This is a genomic window from uncultured Xylophilus sp. (genome assembly GCA_913776965.1).
Lineage (GTDB): Bacteria > Pseudomonadota > Gammaproteobacteria > Burkholderiales > Burkholderiaceae_C > Xylophilus.
Window position 1 is genome coordinate 124,658 of record CAJYQL010000133.1, and the last position, 20,331, is coordinate 144,988.

The following is a 20,331-nucleotide window of genomic DNA, read 5'->3' on the forward strand; positions in this document are numbered from 1 at the left end:
CGTGCTCCTCACAGGCTGTCCACCACCGTTCGGCCGCGCGCCACGCCGCGGGCGAACAGGTCGTCGATCGTCTCGGCCTCCAGGCCCAGTTCGTCGCGCAGCACCGCGGCGGTGTCGGCGCCGAGATCCGGTCCGGTGTGGCGCACCCGGCCGGGCGTGGCCGACAGGCGCGGCACGACGCCGGTCTGCGTGATCTCGCCCAATACCGGATGCGGCACCGGCAGCAACATGTCGCGTGCACGGTAGTGCGGGTCGGCGAAGATGTCCTTCACGGTGAAGACGCGCGAGGCCGGCACGCCCGCCTGCTGCAGCGTCGCTTCCAGTACGGCGCCGTCGAACTGCGCCGTCCAGCGGCCGACCAGCGCATCCATCGCCCGCATGTTGTCCTGCTCGCCGCGCAGCCGAATCGTCGCGAAGCGCGGATCGGTGAGCAGTTCCGGCTGCTCCATCACCGCCACCAGCCGCTCGTAGGTGGACTTGCTGTTGGCCGCGATCAGAATGAAGCCGCCGTCGCGGGTCGGGTAGAGGCTGTTGGGCGACATCGACGGCAGGTTCGGGCCCTGGCGCATCGGCACCGTGCCCAGCTTCTCGTGCGCGGGCACCACCGACTCCATCTGCGAGAAGGCCGCTTCGTAGAGCGCCACGTCCACCACCTGGCCCTGGCCGGTGCGGTCGCGATGGCGCAGCGCCGCCAGCAGGCCGAAGGCGGCATAGACCGAACTCAGGTAGTCGGTCGTCGCCAGCGCCACCCGCGAGGGCGGCCGGTCCGGGTCTCCGGTCATGTGGCGCACGCCGCCGAACGCTTCGCAGATGGCGCCGTAGCCCGGCAGGTGGGCGTACGGCCCGTCCTGGCCGTAGCCGGAGATGCGCACGTAGACGATGCCCGGCTTGCGGCGCGACACCGCCTCGTAGCCGAGGCCGAGCCGCTCCAGCACGCCGGGGCGGTTGTTCTCCAGCACCACGTCGGCCTTGTCGATCAGGGCCAGCGCGAGCTGCACGCCCTCGGCGGTCTTCAGGTCGAGCACGACCGAGCGCTTGCCGCGCAGGATCGAGCTGCTGTAGAGGCTCACCTCGCCGACATGGCTGCCGAGCTGGCGCACCGGATCGCCTTCGGGCGGCTCGATCTTGACCACGTCGGCACCGAAGTCCGCGAGCAGCCGGCCGCAGGCCGGTCCGGCGATGGTGGTGCAGATCTCGACGATGCGCAGCCCGTCGAGCGCGGGCGGCGGCAGGGAGGATGCGGCGGTGGGGTTCATCGGACCATGCCCAACTGGCGCAGCAGCCGCGCCGACGATTGCAGCTCTTCGGCCACATAGGCCGCGGCCTGCGTGTGGTCCATGAAGCGCGGAGTGACCTCGTACTGCTGCAGCGCGGCCTTCCATTCGGGTGCGTTCGAGAGTTCGCGCATGCGGCGGTCCCAGAAGGCGATCTGCTCGGCCGAGATACCGCGCGGGAACAGCACGCCCTGCACTGAGGTGAAGACGCTGTCGACGCCCTGCTCGCGCCAGGTCGGCACCTGGGCCAGTGCGCCGGGCAGCCGCTCGCGCGAGGACACGGCCAGCACCCGCAGCGCGCCGCTCTGCACGCCGGTGACGACATTGGTGGAACTCGACGACACCACGTCCACATGCCCGCCGCGCAGCGCCGTGACCGATTCAGCCGACGACCGGAACGGCGCCACTGTGAGCCGGCCGGTGTCCACCCCCGCGACCTTCAGGGGCTTCAGGATGCCGATGTGGATGTGGTTGTTCAGCGTGGGCGCGACGGCGATGCGCAGCGACGCCGGGTCCTGCTTCAGATGCTCGACCAGGTCGCGGCCCGACTTGAGCGGCGAATCGGCGCGCACCGCGACGACCAGGGCTTCCTCGAAGAAGATCGGCCCGATCGTGAAGTCCTTCTGCAAGTCGTGCTTGAACTCGCCGAGCACCTGGCCGAGCATGTAGCCGGTCGAGAGCATCGTGAAGACGGTCGCGTCGCCGGTGCGCTGCACCACCGGCGCGACGGCGATCATGCCCTGGCCGCCGGGCCGGTTGCTGATGATGAAGCTCTGGCCGCCGAGCGCGCCGGAGCTGTCGAACACCTTCTTCATCACCCGGCCGTAGGTGTCGACCGCGCCGCCGGCAGCGGCCGGGATCACGTATTCGACCTGGCCGCCGGGCTTCCAGTCGGCGGCCCAGGCGGCCGAGGTGGCCGCCAGCAGGCCCGCACACACGGTGCGGCGGTGGACGCGGTGGTCGGCCATGCCTCAGGCCTCGACCACGGCCACCACCTGGCCCTCTTCCACCGCGTCACCCTCGGCCACGCGCAGTTCCAGCACGCGGCCGGCCTTCTCGCTGAAGACGGGAATCTCCATCTTCATCGACTCGACCACCAGCAGCGGGTCGTCCGTCGTCACTGCCTCGCCGACGGCGGACTGCAGTTTCCAGACCTTGCCGGTGACTTCCGACAGAACTTCGATTCGGGGCATGTGTGTCTCCTGGGAAAAAGAATGGCCGGGGTCAGCGCCGCTGCGCAGCCAGCACGTCGGCAGCGATGCCGGTGTGCACGTCGCCCGCGCGGAACGCCGCGGACTGCAGCACCTGCAGCACGAACGGCAGGTTGTGGCGCACACCCTCGATCGCCGTGGCGCCGATCGCCTCGACCATGCGGTCGATGGCCGCGTCGCGGCTGTCGGCGTGGACGATCAACTTGGCGACCATCGGGTCGTAGTACGGCGTGACCGTGTCGCCCTCGGCATAACCGGTCTCCACGCGGATGCCCGAGCCGGCCGGAAAGCGCAGCACCTTGAGCGTGCCGGGCGACGGGTAGAAGCGCACCGGATCCTCGGCATAGATACGGGCCTCGATCGCATGGCCGCGCACCGCGATATCCGGCGGCAGCACCTCGGCGAGCCGCTCGCCGGCCGCCAGCCGGATCTGCGCGATCACCAGGTCGATGCCGGTGATCTCCTCGGTCACCGCATGCTCGACCTGCAGCCGCGTGTTCATCTCGAGGAACTGGAAGGCGCCCGACGCACCGTAGAGCGATTCGACCGTGCCGATGACGTCGTAGCCCAGCGTCTCCAGGATGCCGGCCATCTGCTGCGCGGTGCCTTCCACCGCGGCGCGCGGCAGGCGCGGCGCAGGCGATTCCTCGATCACCTTCTGGTGGCGGCGCTGCACCGAGCAGTCGCGCTCGAACAGGTGGCGCGCGTGGCCGTGGCGGTCGGCGAGCATCTGGAACTCGATGTGCCGCGGCCGTTCCATCAGCTGCTCCAGGTACAGCTCGGCGTTGCCGAAGCTGCGCGCGGCGAGCGAGCGGGCGCGCTCCAGCGCCCCCTCCAGCGCCGCAGCATCGGCCGCAGCCAGCATGCCGATGCCGCCGCCGCCGTTCGCCGGCTTGACCAGCACCGGGAAGCCGATCGCCTCGGCGGCCCGCAGCGCGGCCGCGGGATCGCCGTCGAGCACGGCGGAACTGCGCGCCATCGGCATGCCGTGGCGTGCCATCAGTGCGCGGGCGCGGGTCTTGTGGCCCATCGCGTCGATCCAGCGCGGGCTGGGGCCGATAAAGGCCACGCCGGCGTCGATCACCCGCTGCGCGAAATCCGCCCGTTCCGACAGGAAGCCGTAGCCGGGATGCAGCGCATCGGCGCCGGTGCGGCGCAGCGCGGCCAGCAGCGCGTCCTGGTTCAGGTAGCTGGCGGCCGGCTCGGCGGCCCCCAGGTGCACCGTCTCGTCGGCCATCGCCAGATAGGACGCCTTCCCGTCGGCATCGGAGTAAACCGCAACCGAGCGCAGGCCCATCGTGCGCAGGGCCCGCAGCACCCGCGCGGCGACCGCGCCGCGGTTGGCGACCAGGACTTTCTGGAACATCGTGGTGCCTCCGGTCAGTAGCTGGTCGGCCAGGTGCGCATCAGGTGCTCGCCCACGCCGTCGCTCAGCCGCATCTCGTGGATCTCCAGCATGCGCGCGAGGTAGTCGCGCGTCTCCACCGGCGAGATGACGGCGTGGGCGGCGTTCACCGCCGCGGCATCGTAGGCCGAGGTGCCGCGCTGCATCTCCGCGAGCAGCGTCCGGAAGCGCTCCGGATCGTCGGCCTCCTGCACGCCGTGCACGATTGGCACCGCCGAGCGCGGGTCCATGAAGTTGACCTCGGCGCTGAACCAGCACGCCACCTCGTCGGCATTGCCGCCGCCGCCCATGTTGAGCACCGCCTGCCCGTAGGACTTGCGCATGACGACCGAGATCTTCGGCACCGTCACCAGCGACAGCGCGTTCATCCAGTTCATCACCCGTCCGATCGCACCCTTGCGCTCGCCTTCCACCCCGATCAGGAAGCCTGGCTGGTCCACCATGAAGACCAGCGGGATGTTGAACGAATCGCAGAGCACCAGGAAACTCACCACCTTCTCGCAGGACTCCGGGTCGATCGCGCCGCCCTTGGCGATCGGATTGCTGGCGACGATGCCGACCGAGCGGCCGTCCAGCCGCGCCAGCGCAGTGACGATCGACTTGCCGAAGCGCGGCTTAAGCTCGAACACGCTGTCGCGGTCGTAGATCAGCGCGAGGATCTTGCGCACGTCGTACACCTGGGTGCGCGATTCCGGCAGGAGATCGAGGATGCGGTGCGCCTCGGCGCCGGAGCCTTCCGGCACCGGGCGGCGCGGCGGTGCCTCCAGGTGGTGCGACGGCAGGTACGACAGGAAGCGGCGGACGGCGTCCAGCGCCTCTTCGTCGGTGTCCACCGCGAGGTCGACCATGCCGGTGACCTCGGTGTGCAACCGCCAGCCGCCGAGGGCTTCCGGATCGACCGCCTCCGAGATCGCCATCGAGGTCAGCTTGACGCTGGAGACCGCGGTGATGGCGCCCTTGCGCATCACCACGAAGTCCGCCAGCGCCGCATACCAGGAGGACGATCCGTAGCAGTGGCCGAGGACTGCCGACACCCAGGGCGTCTCGCGCATCCGGCGGTACTGCGTCGGCCGGTCGCCGGCGCCCACGCCCGCCGCGCCCATGGTGTCGGGCATGCGCGCACCGGTCGATTCGCCGAGAAACACCATCGGCAGGCCGCGCGCCGTGGCGGTGCGTTTCACGCGGCCGACCTTGGCGGTATTCACCGTGCTGCTGGAAGCGCCCATCACCGTGAAGTCGTTGGAGACGATCGCCACCTCGCGCCCGTCGAGCCGGCCGTAACCGGTGATCTTGCCGTCGGCGGGGGAGCGATCGCGCATTTCGGGCCGGATCGAGGTCGCGAAGAGGCCCGCCTCCAGGAAGGTGCCGGGGTCCACCAGGCGCGCCACGCGCTCCCGGGCGTTCAGGATGCCCTCCTCCTTGCGCTGCCGCAGCTTGGCCTCTCCGCCCATCGCGAGGGCGGCGGCGCGGCGGCGTGCGTACTCTTCTGCCTGCTGTTCGAATGCCATGGGATCTGCGCTCCTGTCTAGCGGGTCGGTTCGGCGATGACCAGGCTGGGCACCGCCTTGGCGAGCCGGGTCCACACCGCCTGCTGCTGCTGCATCTGCCGGCGCATCTCGGCCGGCGTGCTGGCCACCGCCTCGGCACCGATGGCGGTGAGGCGCTCGACGAAGGCCGGCTGGGCGACGATCGCCCGGGTCGCGCGGGCCAGCCGCTCGACCACCGGGGCGGGCGTGCCCGGCGGCACCTGCAGCGCGTACCAGGTGCCGATGTCGTAGTCCACGCCGGCCTCGGCGAAGGTCGAGACGTCGGGCAGCACCGCCGTCAGCCGGCGTGCGGAGCTGACACCGATCGCCTTCAGCTTGCCCGACTGCACCTGCGGCAGCAGCACCGGCACCAGCGCATAGACCATGTCGACCTGCCCGGCCACCGCGTCGGTCGCGGCCTGGGCGCCGCCCTTGTACGGGACGTGCAGGATGTCGGTGCCGGCGCGCTCCTTCATCAGTTCCACGTACACGTTGAGCTGCGCGCTGGAGATCGAATACTTGCCGGGTGCGGCGCGCACCGTGGAAACCATCTCGCGCACGTTGCCGAACGGCACTCGCGGGTTGGCGGCCACCATGAACGGCACACGGGCGATCATGCTCACCGCGTCCAAGCCGGTCATCGGATCGAAGGACGGCTTGGGGCCGAACACGCTGTTGAGAGTCGGGCCGCCGCCGCCGAACAAAACGGTGTAGCCGTCGGGCTTGGCACGCGCCACCGCTTCGCTGCCGATGTTGGTGGAGGCACCAGGCCGGTTGTCCACCACGATCGGCTGGCCCAGTTCCTTGCCGAGCCCTTCGGCGTAGAGCCGCGCGATCACGTCGGTCGATCCGCCCGGCGGATACGGGACGATGAGCCGGACCGGCTCCCGCGGATAGTCCTGCGCGCCGGCGAACGCTGCGGCACCTGCGCAGGCCGCGACCAGCACCGCTCTCGCGAGGCGAAGTGCATCCATAGGGCTTGTCTCCTGTTCTGGCTGTCACGCGACACCGGGCGGCACGGGGCTGTCCAGCGGTCTGCGTTGCATCGTAGGTACAAGACCGGATTTAGTCAACTTGGTTGACCATCAATGCGAACGGGTCGGTACGATCGCACCATGCTTTCCCAGAAACAGTTGGAAGACCTGCGACAGACCCGCCGCCACGGCATCGGCCGGATGCTGCTGCTGGCCCGCAAGGACTTCATGGCCCGCCTGTACGCCACGCTCGCCGCCGACGGCAATCCGATGCCGCCCTCCAGCGGCGGGACGCTGTTGCCGTTCATCGACCTGGAAGGCACTCGCAGCGTCGACATCGCCCGCCGCATGGGGGTGAGCAAGCAGGCGATCGGTAAGGCGCTGAAGGAACTGGAAGATGCCTGCCTGGTGACCCGTACCCAGGACGGCGTCGACGGCCGCGCGTTCCTCGTGACCTTCACGCCGCAGGGCGTGGAGTACCTGCTGAAGATCCACGAGGCGATCGACAAGGTGGAGCAGCACTACGCTGCGCTGGTTGGCGAGGCGGGCCTGGAAGACCTGCGGCGCCATCTGGCCGCGATCGCCTACCAGGAGAGCTGAGGCGCGGCCACGCGACCACCGACGACGTGCCTGCAGCCGCGCGCCGAACCCCGCAGCAAGGTCGCCTGCTCAGTCGACCTTGGCGCCGGAGGCGCGCACGACCTCGCTCCACTTGTCGACATCGGCCGCCAGCACGGCGGCGAACTCTGCCGGGCTGGTCGGATAGGGTTCCGCCCCCTGCGCTGCGAAACGCTCGGCAGTCTGCGGCTGGCGCAGCAGCGCGTTCACGTCGCGGTTGATCTTCTCCACGATGTCGCGCGGCATCTTCTTCGGGCCCATCAGTCCGAACCAGGGATGCACGTCGAAACCCGGCAGGCCGCTCTGCGCGACCGTCGGGATGTCCGGAAAGGCCGGGGCCAGGCGCGGGCTGGTGACGGCGATCGGCTGCAGCGTGCCGTTGCGGATCTGCCCTGCCACTGACGGCAGGCTGGTGAAGACCATGTCGATCTGGCCGCCCAGCAGATCCTGGAGCGCCTGCGCGGCACCCCGGTACGGCACATGCGCCAGTTCCACCTTGGCCGCCCGCGCGAACATCTCGCCGAGCAGGTGATTGACCGATCCGTTGCCCGCGGAGCCGTAGGTGACGCGGCCCGCGCGGGCCGCCTCGACCACTGCCTGCGTCGTCTTGAGCGGCGAGCCGGCCTTCGCGACCATCACGAAGGGCACGGTGGCGAGCGTGGCGACCGGCGCGAAGTCGCGACCCGGGTCGAAGGCCAGGTTCTTGTACAGCGCACCGTTGATCGCCTGCGTGCCGACATACGTCATCAGCAAGGTGTAGCCGTCGGCGGGTGCGGCGAGCACCGCCTCCATGCCGACGTTGCCACCGGCGCCGGCACGGTTCTCGATCACCACCGGCTGGCCCCACTGCTCGGTCAGGCGCTGCCCGATGATCCGCGCCAGCGCATCGGAGGCGCCGCCGGGCGTCTGCGGGACCACGATCCTGACCGGCCGTGCGGGAAAGGACTGCGCGCCGGCCGGGAAGGCCAGCGGTACGACGGCCGAGGCGGCCAACAGCCGCAGCAGGGTCGATCTCTTCATGGGAACTCCAACAAATCCGGCACCGCAGTAGACCCAAGGCGCGCGACGCCTTCAACCGGGAAATCCTGCCGGCCTTGTTCAGCCGGCTGAACAAAACGCCCTGCGGCAATGCAAGCACCCACGAAGCGGGCTGCCGTTCGACGGGCTGAACAGTGGGCCGCGTCGTGCGCCTAGAGTCCCCTGCATCGCCGTCACCGCTTCACTTCTCGTTCACACCATGCAGATCCACCGCATCGCCGGCGCACTGGGCGCCGAACTCCAGGGACTCGACCTCGCCGAAGGGCTCGACGCATCCGTCGCCACCGGCATCCGGCAGGCGCTGCTCGACCACCAGGTCATTTTCATCAAGCGGCAGAACCTGACGCCCGCGCAGTTCCTGCGCTTCGCCGAGGCGATGGGCACGCCGATCGAGTACCCGTTCGTGAAGGGCCTCGACGGCTTCCCGACCATCATCGAGGTCAAGAAGCTGGAGCACGAAAAATCGAATTTCGGCGGTGTCTGGCATTCCGACACCACCTACCTGGACACACCGCCGATGGGCTCGATGCTGCTGTCGCGCGAAGTGCCGCCTTTCGGCGGCGACACGCTGTTCGCCAGCCAGTACGCGGCCTACGACGCCCTGTCGGACACGATGAAGGCGCTGCTGGAGCCGCTGGTCGGCATCAGCACCTCCGCCAAGGCGGACGTGAGCAAGACGCGGGAGGACCGCATCCGCACCGACGGCCGCCAGGATGCGCCCAAGGAGTACCGCGCCGAGCATCCGGTCGTGCGCACCCATCCCGAGACCGGCCGTAAGGCGCTCTACGTGAACGTCGCGCACACCGCCGGCATCCGCGGCATGACCGACGAGGAAAGCGCGCCGCTGCTGCAGTTCCTGTTCCAGCACCAGATCCGGCCCGAATTCACCTGCCGTTTCGCCTGGGAACCCGATGCCATCGCCTTCTGGGACAACCGCTGCGTGCAGCACAACCCGGTGAACGACTACCACGGCCACCGGCGGGTCATGCACCGCATCACGCTGCAGGGCGACCGGCCGCGCTGACCGGGCACGCCTGCGGGGAAGGCCGTACGATGGCCGCCCCGAGATTCAGGAGAGGGCATGCCAGGCAACGGCAGCGCGGTCGACCGCGTGATCGACATCTTCGAAGCGTTCCGGCTCAGCGAGCGTCCGCTGTCGCTGACCGAGCTGGCCGCGTCCGCCGACATGCCCAAGAGCAGCTGCCATGCGATCGTGCAGACGCTCGCGGCACGCGGCTACCTCTATACGCTGTCGCCGCCACGGGCGCTGTACCCGACCCAGCGCATGCTCGACGTGGCGCACGACATCGTCGCCCGCGACCCCTTCCTGGACCGCGTCGCGCCGCTGCTCGAACAGCTGCGCGACACCTCCACCGAAACGGTCATCCTCGGCAAACGCCAGGGCGACCACGTGATCTACCTGCAGGTGCTGGAAAGCCCGCATTCCATCCGCTATTCAGCCAGCCCCGGCGATCTGAAGCCGCTGCATTCGAGCGCAATCGGCAAGGCGCTGCTCGGCGCGCAGAAGGAAGCCGCGTTGCAGCTGTGGCTGGCGGCCCAGGTGCTGCCTCGCATCACCGATGCCACGATCACCGACCCTGCCCGGCTGACCGAGGATGTGCTGCAGGGCCGCCAGGCCGGTTTCTTCCAGACACGCGGCGAGAACGTGCCCGACGTGTGGGCCGTCTCGGCCTTCTTCCACGTGGGCCGCGAGACCTGGGGCATCGGACTGGCCGGCCCGCGGCACCGGATGCAGGACTGCATGCGCGAAAAGGCGCAGCAGATCGTCACGGCCTGCAGCCTGGTGGCGCGTCGTCTGGCCTACGCTGCGGAAGTATGACGCCACAGTAGGATGACCCTGCGGGGGAAGAGGAAGGGGCCGGCCACGGCGCCCGCGCATCCCGACAACCGATCGAGCCGACCCGGAAGCCGACCCATGAAGACCATCGACGAAATGCTGAACCTGGACCTGCTGACCCGGGAGCAGCACGCCCACATCAGCGACTGGATCGCCCGTGCCGCTTCGCCGGCGGAGATCCTGCAGATGCCGCCGGCCCTCTGGCAGGCGGTCGAGCGGGCCAGCGAGGTGATGGGGGTGGACGCCGACCTGCAGCGCCCGCCGGCGCTGGATGCCGGCCTGGGCTGAACCCCTCGGGCGCCGTCACAGCACCGTGGCGGCCTGCTCGAACGCCAGGCGCGGGTTGCGCGGAAATTCCTTGCCGTGGTCGGCATAGCCGAGGTTCATCAAAAAATTGGCCTGCCAGCGGCCGTCCGGGAAGAATTCGGCGTTGACCTTCGCGGCATCGAAGCCGCTCATCGGCCCCACGTCGAGGCCGACCGCCCGCGCCGCGATCAGGAAATACGCGCCGCCGAGCGTGCCGTTGCGGGTGGCGGTGGCCGCCGCCATCGCCGGATTGCCTTCGAACATCGCCTGCGCGCCCGGGTCATGCCAGACCTGCGGCATGAATTCGTAGAAGCGGGTGTCGGTGGCGACGATCACCGTGACCGGCGCCTGCTGCGTCTTCTCGACGTTGCCGGGCGAGAGGGCGGGCATCAGCCGGGCCTTGGCCTGCGGCGTGGTGAGAAACACATAGCGGGTCGGCTGGGTGTTCATCGAGGTCGGGCCCATGCGGGCGATGCGGTACGCCTCCTGCAGCAGGGCGGTCGGAACGGGCTTGTCGAGAAATCCGTTGGCGCTGCGGGCGTCGTGAAAGAGCGTGTCGAGGGCGGTGGCGTCGAGGGTCATGGTGCGTCGAAGGGAGAAGGCAGTGGCACGGGCGGTGAATAGGCCGCAGGGCCTGCCAGTGTCGCCGGCAACACCCTCGGATGGCATTCCCCGCTTGCGGCGTATCGGCCATCTGCAAGGCCCCGGGGCGCCATGGTGGCCGCTCGATTTCCAGCTTTTGAGGCAAAAATCTGCCTCTAGCGCCCGCCGCACCTGCGCATTCAGCTATCCATTCGATAGCATCAAACAGCGATCCCACCGCGCCCGGCAGACCCCGTCCCTAGAATGCCGCGCAGCATGCCCGACCACCCGCTCCACAACCCGTTTCTCCAGTACCTCGGCCTGCGCCTCGTGCGCTGGGAACCCGGCGAGGCCGAATTCCACCTGCCGATGGCGCCGCACCTGATGAACCGCATCGGCCAAGTGCAGGGCGGCGTGCTGTGCTCGCTGCTCGACGTCGCGTGCGGCTACGCGGGCCTCCACGCCCCGGCGGGCGAGCCGGAGCGCCATGCGGTCACGCTGTCGCTCACCACCAGTTTTCTCGATGCCGGCCACGGCGAGCGACTGGTGGCGCGCGGCCGGGTGCAGCGGGCCGGCCGGTCGGTGTTCTTCGCCGAGTCGGAAGTCGTGCTCGACGACCGGCTGGTGCTGGCCAAGGCGATCGGTTCGTTCAAGTTCATCCGCAATGCACGGCCGGCACCGGCGCCGGTCGCCGCCTAGCTTCCGCCCGCCGCCAGGTCCGGCCGCGGCAGGCGCAGCTGCCGCTTCAGGCTGTCGAACACCTGGCGCGTCACCGGGTTCACGACGTGGCTGCGCACGTACAGGTGGTAGACCAGGTCCGGGAGGCGCGGCATGCCGTCGGCCGGGCCGAGCACCCGCAGGCCGGCATCCAGCTGCTCGACGCCGCGCGGCGTGACGCCCAGGCCCGCCCGCAGCGCGGCCTTAATGCCGATCAGGTTGGACGAGGTGTAGCGCGGCGTCCAGGCAACACCCGCCGCTGCCAGGGCCTCGTGGCCGATGCGCCGGAAGATGCTCGGGCCGTCGGCCATGATCAGCGGCACCGGCTGCGCCGGATCGTGGACGTAGCCCACCGCGCACAGCCAGACGGTCGGCGAGGACCGCAGCACCACGCCCTCGAGCTGGTCGTCGACGCGGTTGGAGATCACCATGTCCAGCTCGCCGCTGCGGATCGATTCCATCAGGAACGGACTGCGGCCGATGTGGATGTCGAGCTGCAGCATCGGCGAGGTGCGGGCGATCTCGGCCAGCAGCAGCGGCAGCATGGTGTCGGCGACGTCGTGCGGCGCGCCGATGCGCAGCATGCCCTCCAGCGGTCCGTGCCGCAGGCTGCGCAGCGCCTCGTCGTTGATCGCCAGCAGGTGGCGGGCATAGACCAGCAGCCGTTCGCCCTGTTCGGTCAGGCGCTTCTGCCGGCCCTGCTTTTCGAACAGCGGATGGCCGAGGTGCTCTTCGAGCCGCTGCATCTGCTGCGTGACCGCCGACTGCGTGCGGCCCAGCTGCACCGCCGCCGCCTGGAAACTGCCGTGCGCGACGATGACCGACAGGGTGCGCATCAGGTCGAGGTCGAGCGTCTCCATTCATTAATTTTATTGATATGTTTCCTCGGTCCGGTGGGATTGTTCCGGGGGTCACGGCTGCCTACAGTGGCACCAGTTCCTCTCACTACCGATGCCCGCCATGACCACCGCCACACCGACCGCCTCCTCCACCGCCGCCGACCGCATCCAGGCCGTGCATGCCTCCATCGACCGCATGAAGCAGACGCTGGGCCGCGGCGAGCCGGACCGCCAGAAGCTCGACGCCGTGCTGCAGTCGCTGGTCGATCTGGCGGCGCAGCGGCCGCTCTGGCAGGAGGCCGACTTCCCGGCCCCCGCACCCGGCGAGCACCAGGCCCGCTACCTGATCGCCGAAGACCCGGACCAGAGCTATGCGCTCTACCTAAACGTGATGCGTCCGGGCAAGAAGATCGTGCCGCACAACCACACCACCTGGGCCTGCATCGCCGCGGTCGAGGGCACCGAGCACAACCGGGTCTACGAGCGCACCGACGACGGCAGCGTGCCGGGCGTCGGCCAGCTGAAGGAGACCGGCTGCGTCGTGGTGGCCCCCGGCACCGGCATCGCGCTGATGCCCGAGGACATCCATTCGGTCGAGATCCAGGGCGACCAAGTGATCCGCCACCTGCACATGTACGGCCGCGCGCTGGAGACGCTGAACAGCCGCACCGCCTACGACCTCGCCGCCGGCACCCATCAGACCATGGGCATCGGGGTGCAGACGCGCCGCTGACCGGCTGCGCCGCCCGGCGCCCGACCCCTTTCGCTTCCGCTGTTGCCGTTCATCTCCCACGTTTGCTGCGCGGGACGGTGGCGTGCGGCTGCGCGCCATTCCTCCGTTCCGAACCTTCTTCGCCATGATCCCGACCGTCGCTCCCCTCACCCTCAAGTCCTGGCTGCACGACGGCCAGGAGATCGCCCTGCTCGACGTGCGCGAGCACGGCCAGTACGGCGAATCGCACCTGTTCTACGCCACGCCGCTGCCCTACAGCCGCCTGGAGCGCGAGGTGTTCCGCCTGGTGCCGCGCCGCAGCGTGCGGCTGGTGGTCTACGACGGCGGCGATGCCGAGACCGGCGCGGTGGCGGCCCGCGCCGCCGAACGGCTGGCGGCACTCGGCTACAGCCGGGTGGCGGTGCTCGACGGCGGCACACATGCCTGGCAGGCGGCAGGCCTGGTGCTGTTCGCGGGCGTCAACTTGCCGTCCAAGACCTTCGGCGAACTGGCCGAGGAGGCCTACCACACGCCCCGCGTCAGCGCCGACCGGCTGGCCGAGATGCAGGCGAGCGGCGCGCCGCTGGTGGTGCTCGACGGCCGGCCGGTGTCGGAATTCCGCAAGATGAACATCCCGGGCGCGACCTGCTGCCCGAACGGCGAGCTGGCCTACCGCATCGGCAGCCTGGTGCCCGATGCGACGACCCCGATCGTCGTCAACTGCGCCGGCCGGACCCGCAGCATCATCGGCGCGCAGACGCTGATCAACCTGGGCGTGCCCAACCCGGTCTATGCGCTGGAGAACGGCACGCAGGGCTGGTACCTGTCGGACCGTGCGCTCGGCCACGGCGGCACCCAGCGCTATGCGGACGGCTCCGGCTCGGCGGCGCTGCAGCCGGCGGCCACGGCGCTCGCGGCACGTTTCGGCGTGCCGACGGTCGATGCCGACACCGTCCGCGGCTGGGCTGCCGACCCCGGGCGCACCCTGTTCCTGTGCGACGTGCGCACCCCCGAGGAATTCGCCGCCGGCAGCCTGCCCGGCGCCCAGCACACGCCCGGCGGCCAACTGCTGCAGGCAGGCGACCAGTACGTCGGCGTGCGCGGCGCCCGGCTGGTGCTGCTGGACGACGACGGCGTGCGCGCCCCCACGGTCGCGAGTTGGCTGCGCCAGATGGGCCACGACGCGAGCGTGCTGGCGGGCGGCCTGCAGAGCGGCCTTGCCCTGCCGCCGGCCGCCGAGCCGTCGCCGCCGGCGCTCGCCACCGTCGATGCGACCACGCTGGCCGACCGGCTGGCCCGCGGCGAGGTCGCGGTCGTCGACCTGCGCGCCGGCATGGACTACCGCGCCGGCCACATTCCGCAGGCGCAGTGGTCCATCCGCCCGCGCCTGCAGGCCCTGCTGCGCCAGGAAACCGGCCCGGTGGTGCTGGTGGCCGACGACCCGCTGCTGGCCGCCTGGGCCGCCGCATCGGAAACGCCCGCCGGCCGCGCCGCGCCGCAACTGCTCGCAGGCGGCATGGCGGCCTGGAAGAACGCCGGCCTGCCGGTAGCCGCCACGCCGGATGTGCCGTCCGATGCCGACTGCATCGACTACCTGTTCTTCGTGCACGACCGCCACGACGGCAACAAGGAGGCGGCGCGCCGCTACCTGGCGTGGGAGACCGGCCTGGTCGCGCAGCTCGATGCCGACGAGAAGGCAGCCTTCCGCCTGCCGGAGGCGGCTGCCGCGCCGGCCTCCCTCGCCTCGACCGCCGCCGCCTGACCGTTCGGCTCCGCCCAGGAGCCGCATTCCGCCGCCTGTTCCCGTCCGCCTTTTCCTTCACTCCCGGAGTCCTGCCATGCCGTCCGTCTTCCGATTCCCGCATGCCGTGCGCCTCGCCGCGGCCGTCGCCTGTGCCGCCGTGGTCTCCCTGCAGCCCGCCGCGGCCGAGCCGCTCGCGCCGCGCAACGGCTTCCCGACCCAGCCGATCCGCTTCGTCTCGCCCTTCCCGCCCGGCGGCGGCAACGACGGCACGACCCGCTTCGTCACCACCCGGCTGCCCGACGTGACCGGCCAGCCCGCGGTGGTGGACAACCGCGGCGGCGCCGGCGGCAACATCGGCGCCAAGGCGGTGGCCGATGCGAAGCCCGACGGCTACACGCTGCTGACCGCGCAGGTGTCGCTGATGGCGGTGAACCCGACGCTCTACGGCTCCGCCGGCTTCGACCCGCTGAAGAACTTCGTGCCGATCACCCAGATCAATGCCGCACCGCTGGTGCTGGTGGTGGCGGCGGATTCCCCGCTGCAGAGCTTCGCCGACCTGGTCGCCCGCACCAAGGCGCAACCGGGCTCGGTCAGCTACGCCACGCCCGGCAACGGCACGCTGTCGCATCTGGTCGGCGTGGTGCTGGCCAAGGACAGCGGCATCGAGATGACCCACGTCCCCTACAAGGGTGCGGGCCCGGCGATCACCGACCTGCTCGGCCGCCAGGTGGACGTGCTGGTAACCTCGACCGCCTCGGTCGCCGGCATGCTGCAGAACGGCAAGATGCGGGCGCTGGCCGTCACCAGCCCGCGCCGCATCGGCGTCTTCGCCAAGGTGCCGACACTGGAGGAACTGGGCCTGCGCAATGCCCGCTTCGAAGACTGGTACGGTTTCTTCGCCCCGGCCGGCACGCCGCCGGAGCGCGTGGCCTACTTGCACGAGGCGCTGGTCCGCACGCTGCGCATGCCCGAAGTGACCAAACTGATCGTCGAAGGCGGCAGCGAGGTGGTCGCCAACACGCCCGACGCCTTCGCCGCCCAGCTGCGGCAGGACATCGAGCGCTGGTCGCGGGTGGTGAAGCTCTCCGGCGCCAAGGTGGACTGATGCCGGCGGACCACGCTTCGCCGGACGCGCTGTCGGTGCAGACACGCCTGCTGCATGCGGGCGCCGCGCCTGTCTGGGCCGGCGGCAGTGCCGTCAACCCGCCGCTGGTGCGCGCCAGCACCGTGCTGTTCGGCAGCGCGGCCGAGCAGCGCGACTTCAAGGCGCGGCGCGGCGAGGAGCGCCTGTTCACCTACGGCGCGCGCGGTACGCCGACCACCTTCGCGCTGGAAGATGCGGTGAGCGAGCTCGAGGGCGCCTACCGCACCCGGCTGTTCCCCACCGGTCTGGCGGCCATCGGCATGACCCTGCTCGCCTACCTGAAGCCGGGCGACCATGTGCTGCTGTCCGACAGCGTCTACGAGCCGGTGCGCAAGCTGGCGCACTCCTTCCTCGCGCCCTACGGCATCGCTTTCGACTTCTTCGCCGCCGACGGCCACGACGCCGAGGCGCGCATGCAGCCGAACACCCGCATGGTGTACGTCGAGACACCGGGCTCGCTGGTCTACGAGATGTGCGACCTGCCGCGGCTGGCCGCGATGGCGCATGCGCGCGGCGCCTGGGTCGCGGCCGACAACACCTGGGGCTCAGGCTGCCAGTACCGGCCGCTTGCGCTCGGTGCCGACATCTCGGTGATGGCGGCGACCAAATACCTGTCGGGCCATTCGGACGTGATGATGGGCACCGTCGCCACCACCCGCGAGGCTTGGCAGCCGCTGGCCGACCGCAGCGATGCCTTCGGCATGACAGTCAGCCCCGACGACGCCTGGCTTGTGATGCGCGGCATGCGCACCCTGGCGGCGCGGCTGCAGATGCACGGCCGGCATGCGCTGCAGGTCGCAGCCTGGCTGCAGGCGCGGCCGGAGGTGGCGGCCGTGTTCTGTCCCGCGTTGCCGACCGACCCCGGTCATGCACTGTGGCAGCGCGACTGCCGCGGCACCAACGGACTCGTGTCCTTCGAACTCGCGCCGGGCACGACCACCGCCGCGGTGGATCGGCTGGTCGACGGCCTGCAGCTGTTCGGCCTGGGGGCGTCCTGGGGCGGTTACGAGAGCCTGGTCACGCCGGCCGACATGGGGCGGGCGCGCAGCGTGACCGACTGGCGTGGGCGCGGCCCGGTCGTGCGGCTGCATGTCGGGCTGGAAGATCCGGCCGACCTGCTGGCCGACCTGGCGCGCGGTTTCGACGCCCTCGCGGAGCCGGCCTGACGCGCTCCTGCGCTCAGCCGGCGGTGGCTGCGGCCGTCGCCGCCCCGTCGGTCAGGCCGTAGCAGTACGACAGGAAAGCCTGGCCGCCCGCGCCCAGGCTGCGGGCCCGGTGCGTCACCACCGCCAGCTCGCGCACCGCGGGCGGCAGGCCGGCCTGCATTTCCACCAGATCGCCCCGCGCCAGCGCCAGCGCCACGCTGTGGCGCGGCAGCACGGCGAGCGCATCGCTCGCCATCACCAGCGCCTTGATCGCCTCGGGCGTACCCAGTTCGAAAGCGACCTGCACCTCGCCGAGCTGCGCCAGCAGCCAGCGGTCCGCCGCCTCGCGCGTGCCCGAGCCGCGCTCGCGCAGCGCCCAGCGGGCGGCGCGCAGAGCGGCGTGCGTGACTGCCGGCGCCTGCGCCAGCGGGCTGGCGGGCGACGCGACGATCACCAGCTCGTCGTGCATCCACGCGCGCACCGCCAGGTCCGGGTGCGTCTGCGGCCCTTCGATGAAGCCGATGTCGGCGTCGAAGGCCGCCACCGCCGCCAGCACGCCGGTGGTGTTGGCGATCTGCAGCCGCACCGGGCTGTGCGGATGGGATGCCGTCCACCGGACCAGCAGCGGCGGCAGGATGTGCTCGCCGATCGTCATGCTCGCGGCGATGCGCAGCGGCACCGCATGTGCGCCATGGAACAGGTGCTCCAACTCGCCCGCTGCATCGACCAGCGAGATCGCCCGTGGCAGCACCGCACGGCCGTGGTCGTTCAGGACCAGCCGGCGGCCGACCCGGTCGAACAGCGGCCGGCCCAGCACCTGCTCCAGTTCCACCAGCGCACTGCTCGCGGCCGACTGGGACCGCGCGATGCGGCTGGCCGCGGACCGTGTCGAGCCGTCCTGCGCCACTGCGACGAAGGCTTCCAGCTGCCGCAGGGTCAGCCGCACACGTCCGTCGGGATGAATCGATTTTTCGCTCACAGTAAGAAAAATTATCCGCTTTTGCGCTTTATACGATTTCCCTATGCTGATATGCCATGAAGTTGGATATCAGCCATTGGCCTTTTGCACCGACGTTCCACACGGCTGCGGAGCGCACGCGCACACTCTGGCCCGGCCTGCTGGTGTGCGGCATGGTGGCCCTGGCCGCCACCTTCATCGCCGAGCACCATGGCGGGCCGCAGCTGCTGTATGCGCTGCTGATCGGACTCGCCTGCAACTTCCTCGCCGGGCACGACCGGGTCATGCCCGGCGTCGCGCTCTGCGCCCGGACCGGCCTGCGCTGCGGCGTGGCGCTGCTCGGCGCCCGGATCACGGTGGACCAGGTGGCACGGCTCGGCGCGACCACGGCGCTCCTGATGGCGGCCACGGTGGTCGCCACCATCGGTTGCGGCCTGCTGCTCGCCCGGCTGCTGCGGCGCCCGCAGGAAGAGGGCTGGGTGGCCGGCTGCTCGGTCGGCATCTGCGGCGCGTCGGCCGCGCTGGCGGTCGCCGCCGCGCTGCCCCAGACCCGCGAGAACGAACGCTTCACGCTGCTGACGGTCGTCGGCGTCACGCTGCTGTCGACCGTCGCGATGGTGCTCTACCCGCTGCTGCTGTCGGTGGCGGGCGCCGCGCCCCAGACGGCGGGCATCGTGATCGGCGGCACGATCCACGACGTGGCCCAGGTGGTCGCGGCCGGGCTGATCCTGGGGCCGGAGGCCGGCGACACCGCCACCATCGTCAAGCTGTTCCGGGTCGCGCTGCTGGTGCCGATCGTCGCGACGGTCGCCCTGCTCTACCGCGGCCGCGCCGCGGCGTCGGTCGGTGCCCGGGTGCCGGCGTTTCCGGCGTTCCTTCTGTGGTTCCTGTGCTTCGTCGCACTGACGTCGGCGGGGGCGGTCACGCCGGCCATGAGCGCAGTCGCATCCGACACCTCGCGCTGGCTGCTGGTCGCGGCGATCGGCGCGGCCGGCATCAAGACCAACTTCGCGGAACTGCTGACGCTGGGCTGGCGGCCGGTGCTCATGCTGGTGTGCGAGACCGTGTTCATCGCGCTGACCGTGGTGGCCTGGGCCTGGTAGGCAATCCGCCCCGCAGCGCAGCGCAGCGGGTGCGGCCTACCTCCGGCGCGCGACCGTGACTGCGCCCACGCCGGCGGTTCATTCCGGCGGTTACCGGCAGTTTTGGCGACTGAGGACAATAGCGGGCACATATGCCGGCTTCCGACCGGTCCGCCATTTCGCCGCTGCGCCGTTCCGGCGCCCTCCGTCCATGACCGCATCCCAAGAACTCCCCTTCCTCTCCCGCGTCTCCCTCGCCATCGGCAGCTTCTTCGCCTTGCTGGGCGACGGCCGCTTGGCCGCGCGCGTACAGGCGCTGCGCAGCGGTGCGCCGCTGGCCAGCGAAGTGCCGCCGCCCACGCCCGCCCCTGCAGCCGCGCCCGCTCCCGTGAAGGCACCGCCGCCGGCCCCGGTGCCTGCGCCGGCCCCCGTGCGCGCCACCGCCAATGTCGACGCCGCCCTGCAATTGCTGGCCCTGCTGCAGCGCGAATCGCGATTCGTCGATTTCCTGCAGGAAGACATCGGCGCCTATTCGGATGCCGACGTGGGCGGTGCCGCGCGCCTGCTGCACGGCGGCGCCCGCAAGGTGCTGCAGGACACGTTCGACCTCGAACCCGTGCGCTCCGAAGCCGAAGGCAGCCGCCTGACGCTGCCCGCCGGCTTCGACGCCGCCGCCGTGCGCGTCACCGGCAACGTGGTCGGCCAGCCGCCGTTCACCGGCACGCTGCAGCACAAGGGCTGGCGCGCCACCGCCGTGCGCCTGCCCGCCCTCACCGAAGGGCACGACACGCGCGTGATCGCGCCCGCGGAGGTCGAGCTGTGAGCGGCGCGAAATACGCCATCGGCATCGACCTCGGCACCACGCACAGCGCGCTCTCCTGGGTCGATCTGCACAGCGAGGGCGCCGCGCCCGACATCCTGCCCGTCGCCCAGCAGAGCGGCCCCGGCGCCGTGCAGGACTTCTCCCTGCTGCCCTCCTTCCTCTACGTGCCGCACGACAGCGAGTTCGCGCCCGGCGACCTCGCCCTGCCGTGGAACGCCGCGCCCGGCCGCATCACCGGCGAGTGGGCCCGCAGCCACGGCGCGCTGACGCCGATCCGCCTCGTCTCCAGCGCCAAGAGCTGGCTCGGCCATGCCGGCGTGGACCGCCGCTCCGGCATCCTGCCGGCCGACGCACCGCCCGAGGTCGAACGCATCT

General features: G+C 70.7%; 21 protein-coding genes and 1 pseudogene. 12 read left to right on the plus strand and 10 right to left on the minus strand.

What is annotated here, in order from left to right:
• Positions 1 to 8: 8 nt before the first annotated feature.
• Genes QZ500_RS19265 through QZ500_RS19290 form a run of 6 tightly spaced genes read right to left on the minus strand, consistent with a single transcriptional unit; the run spans position 9 to position 6,390 of the window.
• A complete protein-coding gene (locus QZ500_RS19265; protein WP_295857683.1) occupies positions 9 to 1,256 on the minus strand; it encodes a CoA transferase in 1,248 nt (415 codons plus the stop codon).
• A complete protein-coding gene (locus QZ500_RS19270; protein ID WP_295857685.1) occupies positions 1,253 to 2,242 on the minus strand; it encodes a tripartite tricarboxylate transporter substrate binding protein in 990 nt (329 codons plus the stop codon). The genes QZ500_RS19265 and QZ500_RS19270 overlap by 4 nt, the downstream gene beginning before the upstream one ends.
• A 3-nt stretch (positions 2,243 to 2,245) precedes the next feature.
• Positions 2,246 to 2,467 carry a biotin/lipoyl-binding carrier protein gene (locus QZ500_RS19275; RefSeq protein ID WP_295857687.1) on the minus strand — a complete coding sequence of 74 codons (222 nt, stop codon included), beginning with the start codon at positions 2,465 to 2,467 and terminating at the stop codon, positions 2,246 to 2,248.
• 31 nt (positions 2,468 to 2,498) lie between these two features.
• Positions 2,499 to 3,851 (minus strand): biotin carboxylase N-terminal domain-containing protein, encoded by a 1,353-nt coding sequence (locus QZ500_RS19280; RefSeq protein WP_295857689.1) that lies wholly within the window; start codon positions 3,849 to 3,851, stop codon positions 2,499 to 2,501.
• Between the two features lie 14 nt (positions 3,852 to 3,865).
• Entirely contained in the window at positions 3,866 to 5,398 is a 1,533-nt protein-coding gene (locus QZ500_RS19285; protein ID WP_295857691.1) for a carboxyl transferase domain-containing protein, read from the minus strand.
• Positions 5,399 to 5,415: 17 nt separating this feature from the next.
• Positions 5,416 to 6,390 (minus strand): tripartite tricarboxylate transporter substrate-binding protein, encoded by a 975-nt coding sequence (locus QZ500_RS19290; protein WP_295857692.1) that lies wholly within the window; start codon positions 6,388 to 6,390, stop codon positions 5,416 to 5,418.
• A gap of 141 nt (positions 6,391 to 6,531) precedes the next feature.
• Here QZ500_RS19290 and QZ500_RS19295 point away from each other — a divergent pair, with 141 nt between their 5' ends.
• Positions 6,532 to 6,990 carry a MarR family transcriptional regulator gene (locus QZ500_RS19295; RefSeq protein WP_295857694.1) on the plus strand — a complete coding sequence of 153 codons (459 nt, stop codon included), beginning with the start codon at positions 6,532 to 6,534 and terminating at the stop codon, positions 6,988 to 6,990.
• A gap of 69 nt (positions 6,991 to 7,059) precedes the next feature.
• Here the strand turns inward: QZ500_RS19295 and QZ500_RS19300 are convergent, their stop codons facing one another.
• Positions 7,060 to 8,028, minus strand: coding sequence for a tripartite tricarboxylate transporter substrate binding protein (locus QZ500_RS19300; RefSeq protein ID WP_295857696.1), 969 nt, complete (start codon positions 8,026 to 8,028; stop codon positions 7,060 to 7,062).
• Positions 8,029 to 8,245: 217 nt separating this feature from the next.
• Between QZ500_RS19300 and QZ500_RS19305 the strand changes: the two genes are divergently transcribed.
• From QZ500_RS19305 to QZ500_RS19315, 3 genes are all read left to right on the plus strand, one after another.
• Positions 8,246 to 9,070, plus strand: a complete 825-nt coding sequence (locus QZ500_RS19305) for a TauD/TfdA family dioxygenase (RefSeq protein WP_295857698.1) — start codon at positions 8,246 to 8,248, stop codon at positions 9,068 to 9,070.
• 57 nt (positions 9,071 to 9,127) lie between these two features.
• Entirely contained in the window at positions 9,128 to 9,886 is a 759-nt protein-coding gene (locus tag QZ500_RS19310) for an IclR family transcriptional regulator (RefSeq protein ID WP_295857700.1), read from the plus strand.
• Between the two features lie 96 nt (positions 9,887 to 9,982).
• Positions 9,983 to 10,192, plus strand: coding sequence for a hypothetical protein (locus QZ500_RS19315; protein WP_295857702.1), 210 nt, complete (start codon positions 9,983 to 9,985; stop codon positions 10,190 to 10,192).
• A gap of 15 nt (positions 10,193 to 10,207) precedes the next feature.
• Here QZ500_RS19315 and QZ500_RS19320 read toward each other — a convergent pair whose 3' ends face one another.
• Positions 10,208 to 10,792, minus strand: coding sequence for a malonic semialdehyde reductase (locus tag QZ500_RS19320; protein ID WP_295857704.1), 585 nt, complete (start codon positions 10,790 to 10,792; stop codon positions 10,208 to 10,210).
• Positions 10,793 to 11,068: 276 nt separating this feature from the next.
• On the opposite strand from QZ500_RS19320, the gene QZ500_RS19325 reads away from it, so the two are divergent.
• Positions 11,069 to 11,491: a PaaI family thioesterase gene (locus QZ500_RS19325; RefSeq protein WP_295857705.1), complete on the plus strand. Its 423-nt coding sequence runs from the start codon at positions 11,069 to 11,071 to the stop codon at positions 11,489 to 11,491.
• Here QZ500_RS19325 and QZ500_RS19330 read toward each other — a convergent pair.
• Complete coding sequence (locus QZ500_RS19330; RefSeq protein ID WP_295857706.1) at positions 11,488 to 12,369, minus strand: LysR substrate-binding domain-containing protein; 882 nt, start codon at positions 12,367 to 12,369, stop codon at positions 11,488 to 11,490. The genes QZ500_RS19325 and QZ500_RS19330 overlap by 4 nt on opposite strands.
• A gap of 100 nt (positions 12,370 to 12,469) precedes the next feature.
• Between QZ500_RS19330 and QZ500_RS19335 the strand changes: the two genes are divergently transcribed.
• The 4 genes from QZ500_RS19335 to metC all read left to right on the plus strand — a co-directional run bounded on the left by QZ500_RS19335 (position 12,470) and on the right by metC (position 17,114).
• On the plus strand, positions 12,470 to 13,081 hold the full coding sequence (locus QZ500_RS19335) for a cysteine dioxygenase family protein (RefSeq protein ID WP_295857708.1): 612 nt from the start codon (positions 12,470 to 12,472) through the stop codon (positions 13,079 to 13,081).
• 124 nt (positions 13,082 to 13,205) lie between these two features.
• On the plus strand, positions 13,206 to 14,822 hold the full coding sequence (locus QZ500_RS19340) for a rhodanese-like domain-containing protein (protein ID WP_295857710.1): 1,617 nt from the start codon (positions 13,206 to 13,208) through the stop codon (positions 14,820 to 14,822).
• A 76-nt stretch (positions 14,823 to 14,898) separates the two neighbouring features.
• Positions 14,899 to 15,909: a tripartite tricarboxylate transporter substrate binding protein gene (locus QZ500_RS19345; RefSeq protein ID WP_295857712.1), complete on the plus strand. Its 1,011-nt coding sequence runs from the start codon at positions 14,899 to 14,901 to the stop codon at positions 15,907 to 15,909.
• The gene (gene metC / locus QZ500_RS19350) at positions 15,909 to 17,114 is read left to right on the plus strand and encodes a cystathionine beta-lyase (RefSeq protein ID WP_295857714.1); all 1,206 of its coding nucleotides are present in this window, start codon (positions 15,909 to 15,911) and stop codon (positions 17,112 to 17,114) included. The genes QZ500_RS19345 and metC overlap by 1 nt, the downstream gene beginning before the upstream one ends.
• 13 nt (positions 17,115 to 17,127) lie before the next feature.
• Here the strand turns inward: metC and QZ500_RS19355 are convergent, their stop codons facing one another.
• Positions 17,128 to 18,072: a LysR family transcriptional regulator gene (locus QZ500_RS19355; RefSeq protein WP_295857716.1), complete on the minus strand. Its 945-nt coding sequence runs from the start codon at positions 18,070 to 18,072 to the stop codon at positions 17,128 to 17,130.
• Positions 18,073 to 18,128: 56 nt separating this feature from the next.
• On the opposite strand from QZ500_RS19355, the gene QZ500_RS19360 reads away from it, so the two are divergent.
• The 3 genes and pseudogenes from QZ500_RS19360 to QZ500_RS19370 all read left to right on the plus strand — a co-directional run.
• Positions 18,129 to 19,154 (plus strand): putative sulfate exporter family transporter, encoded by a 1,026-nt coding sequence (locus QZ500_RS19360; RefSeq protein WP_295857717.1) that lies wholly within the window; start codon positions 18,129 to 18,131, stop codon positions 19,152 to 19,154.
• Between the two features lie 190 nt (positions 19,155 to 19,344).
• Positions 19,345 to 19,956, plus strand: coding sequence for a DUF2760 domain-containing protein (locus QZ500_RS19365; protein WP_295857719.1), 612 nt, complete (start codon positions 19,345 to 19,347; stop codon positions 19,954 to 19,956).
• Positions 19,953 to 20,331: pseudogene (locus tag QZ500_RS19370) on the plus strand (Hsp70 family protein); the annotation flags it as partial. The gene QZ500_RS19365 and the pseudogene QZ500_RS19370, both read left to right, overlap by 4 nt.

Excerpts from the sequence above, each read along its gene's own strand:
- QZ500_RS19265 (WP_295857683.1), bottom strand. The coding sequence starts at position 1,256 with ATGAACCCCACCGCCGCATCCTCCCTGCCGCCGCCCGCGCTCGACGGG.
- QZ500_RS19270 (WP_295857685.1), bottom strand. The coding sequence starts at position 2,242 with ATGGCCGACCACCGCGTCCACCGCCGCACCGTGTGTGCGGGCCTGCTG.
- QZ500_RS19275 (WP_295857687.1), bottom strand. The coding sequence starts at position 2,467 with ATGCCCCGAATCGAAGTTCTGTCGGAAGTCACCGGCAAGGTCTGGAAA.
- QZ500_RS19280 (WP_295857689.1), bottom strand. The coding sequence starts at position 3,851 with ATGTTCCAGAAAGTCCTGGTCGCCAACCGCGGCGCGGTCGCCGCGCGG.
- QZ500_RS19285 (WP_295857691.1), bottom strand. The coding sequence starts at position 5,398 with ATGGCATTCGAACAGCAGGCAGAAGAGTACGCACGCCGCCGCGCCGCC.
- QZ500_RS19290 (WP_295857692.1), bottom strand. The coding sequence starts at position 6,390 with ATGGATGCACTTCGCCTCGCGAGAGCGGTGCTGGTCGCGGCCTGCGCA.
- QZ500_RS19295 (WP_295857694.1), top strand. The coding sequence starts at position 6,532 with ATGCTTTCCCAGAAACAGTTGGAAGACCTGCGACAGACCCGCCGCCAC.
- QZ500_RS19300 (WP_295857696.1), bottom strand. The coding sequence starts at position 8,028 with ATGAAGAGATCGACCCTGCTGCGGCTGTTGGCCGCCTCGGCCGTCGTA.
- QZ500_RS19305 (WP_295857698.1), top strand. The coding sequence starts at position 8,246 with ATGCAGATCCACCGCATCGCCGGCGCACTGGGCGCCGAACTCCAGGGA.
- QZ500_RS19310 (WP_295857700.1), top strand. The coding sequence starts at position 9,128 with ATGCCAGGCAACGGCAGCGCGGTCGACCGCGTGATCGACATCTTCGAA.
- QZ500_RS19315 (WP_295857702.1), top strand. The coding sequence starts at position 9,983 with ATGAAGACCATCGACGAAATGCTGAACCTGGACCTGCTGACCCGGGAG.
- QZ500_RS19320 (WP_295857704.1), bottom strand. The coding sequence starts at position 10,792 with ATGACCCTCGACGCCACCGCCCTCGACACGCTCTTTCACGACGCCCGC.
- QZ500_RS19325 (WP_295857705.1), top strand. The coding sequence starts at position 11,069 with ATGCCCGACCACCCGCTCCACAACCCGTTTCTCCAGTACCTCGGCCTG.
- QZ500_RS19330 (WP_295857706.1), bottom strand. The coding sequence starts at position 12,369 with ATGGAGACGCTCGACCTCGACCTGATGCGCACCCTGTCGGTCATCGTC.
- QZ500_RS19335 (WP_295857708.1), top strand. The coding sequence starts at position 12,470 with ATGACCACCGCCACACCGACCGCCTCCTCCACCGCCGCCGACCGCATC.
- QZ500_RS19340 (WP_295857710.1), top strand. The coding sequence starts at position 13,206 with ATGATCCCGACCGTCGCTCCCCTCACCCTCAAGTCCTGGCTGCACGAC.
- QZ500_RS19345 (WP_295857712.1), top strand. The coding sequence starts at position 14,899 with ATGCCGTCCGTCTTCCGATTCCCGCATGCCGTGCGCCTCGCCGCGGCC.
- metC (WP_295857714.1), top strand. The coding sequence starts at position 15,909 with ATGCCGGCGGACCACGCTTCGCCGGACGCGCTGTCGGTGCAGACACGC.
- QZ500_RS19360 (WP_295857717.1), top strand. The coding sequence starts at position 18,129 with ATGAAGTTGGATATCAGCCATTGGCCTTTTGCACCGACGTTCCACACG.
- QZ500_RS19365 (WP_295857719.1), top strand. The coding sequence starts at position 19,345 with ATGACCGCATCCCAAGAACTCCCCTTCCTCTCCCGCGTCTCCCTCGCC.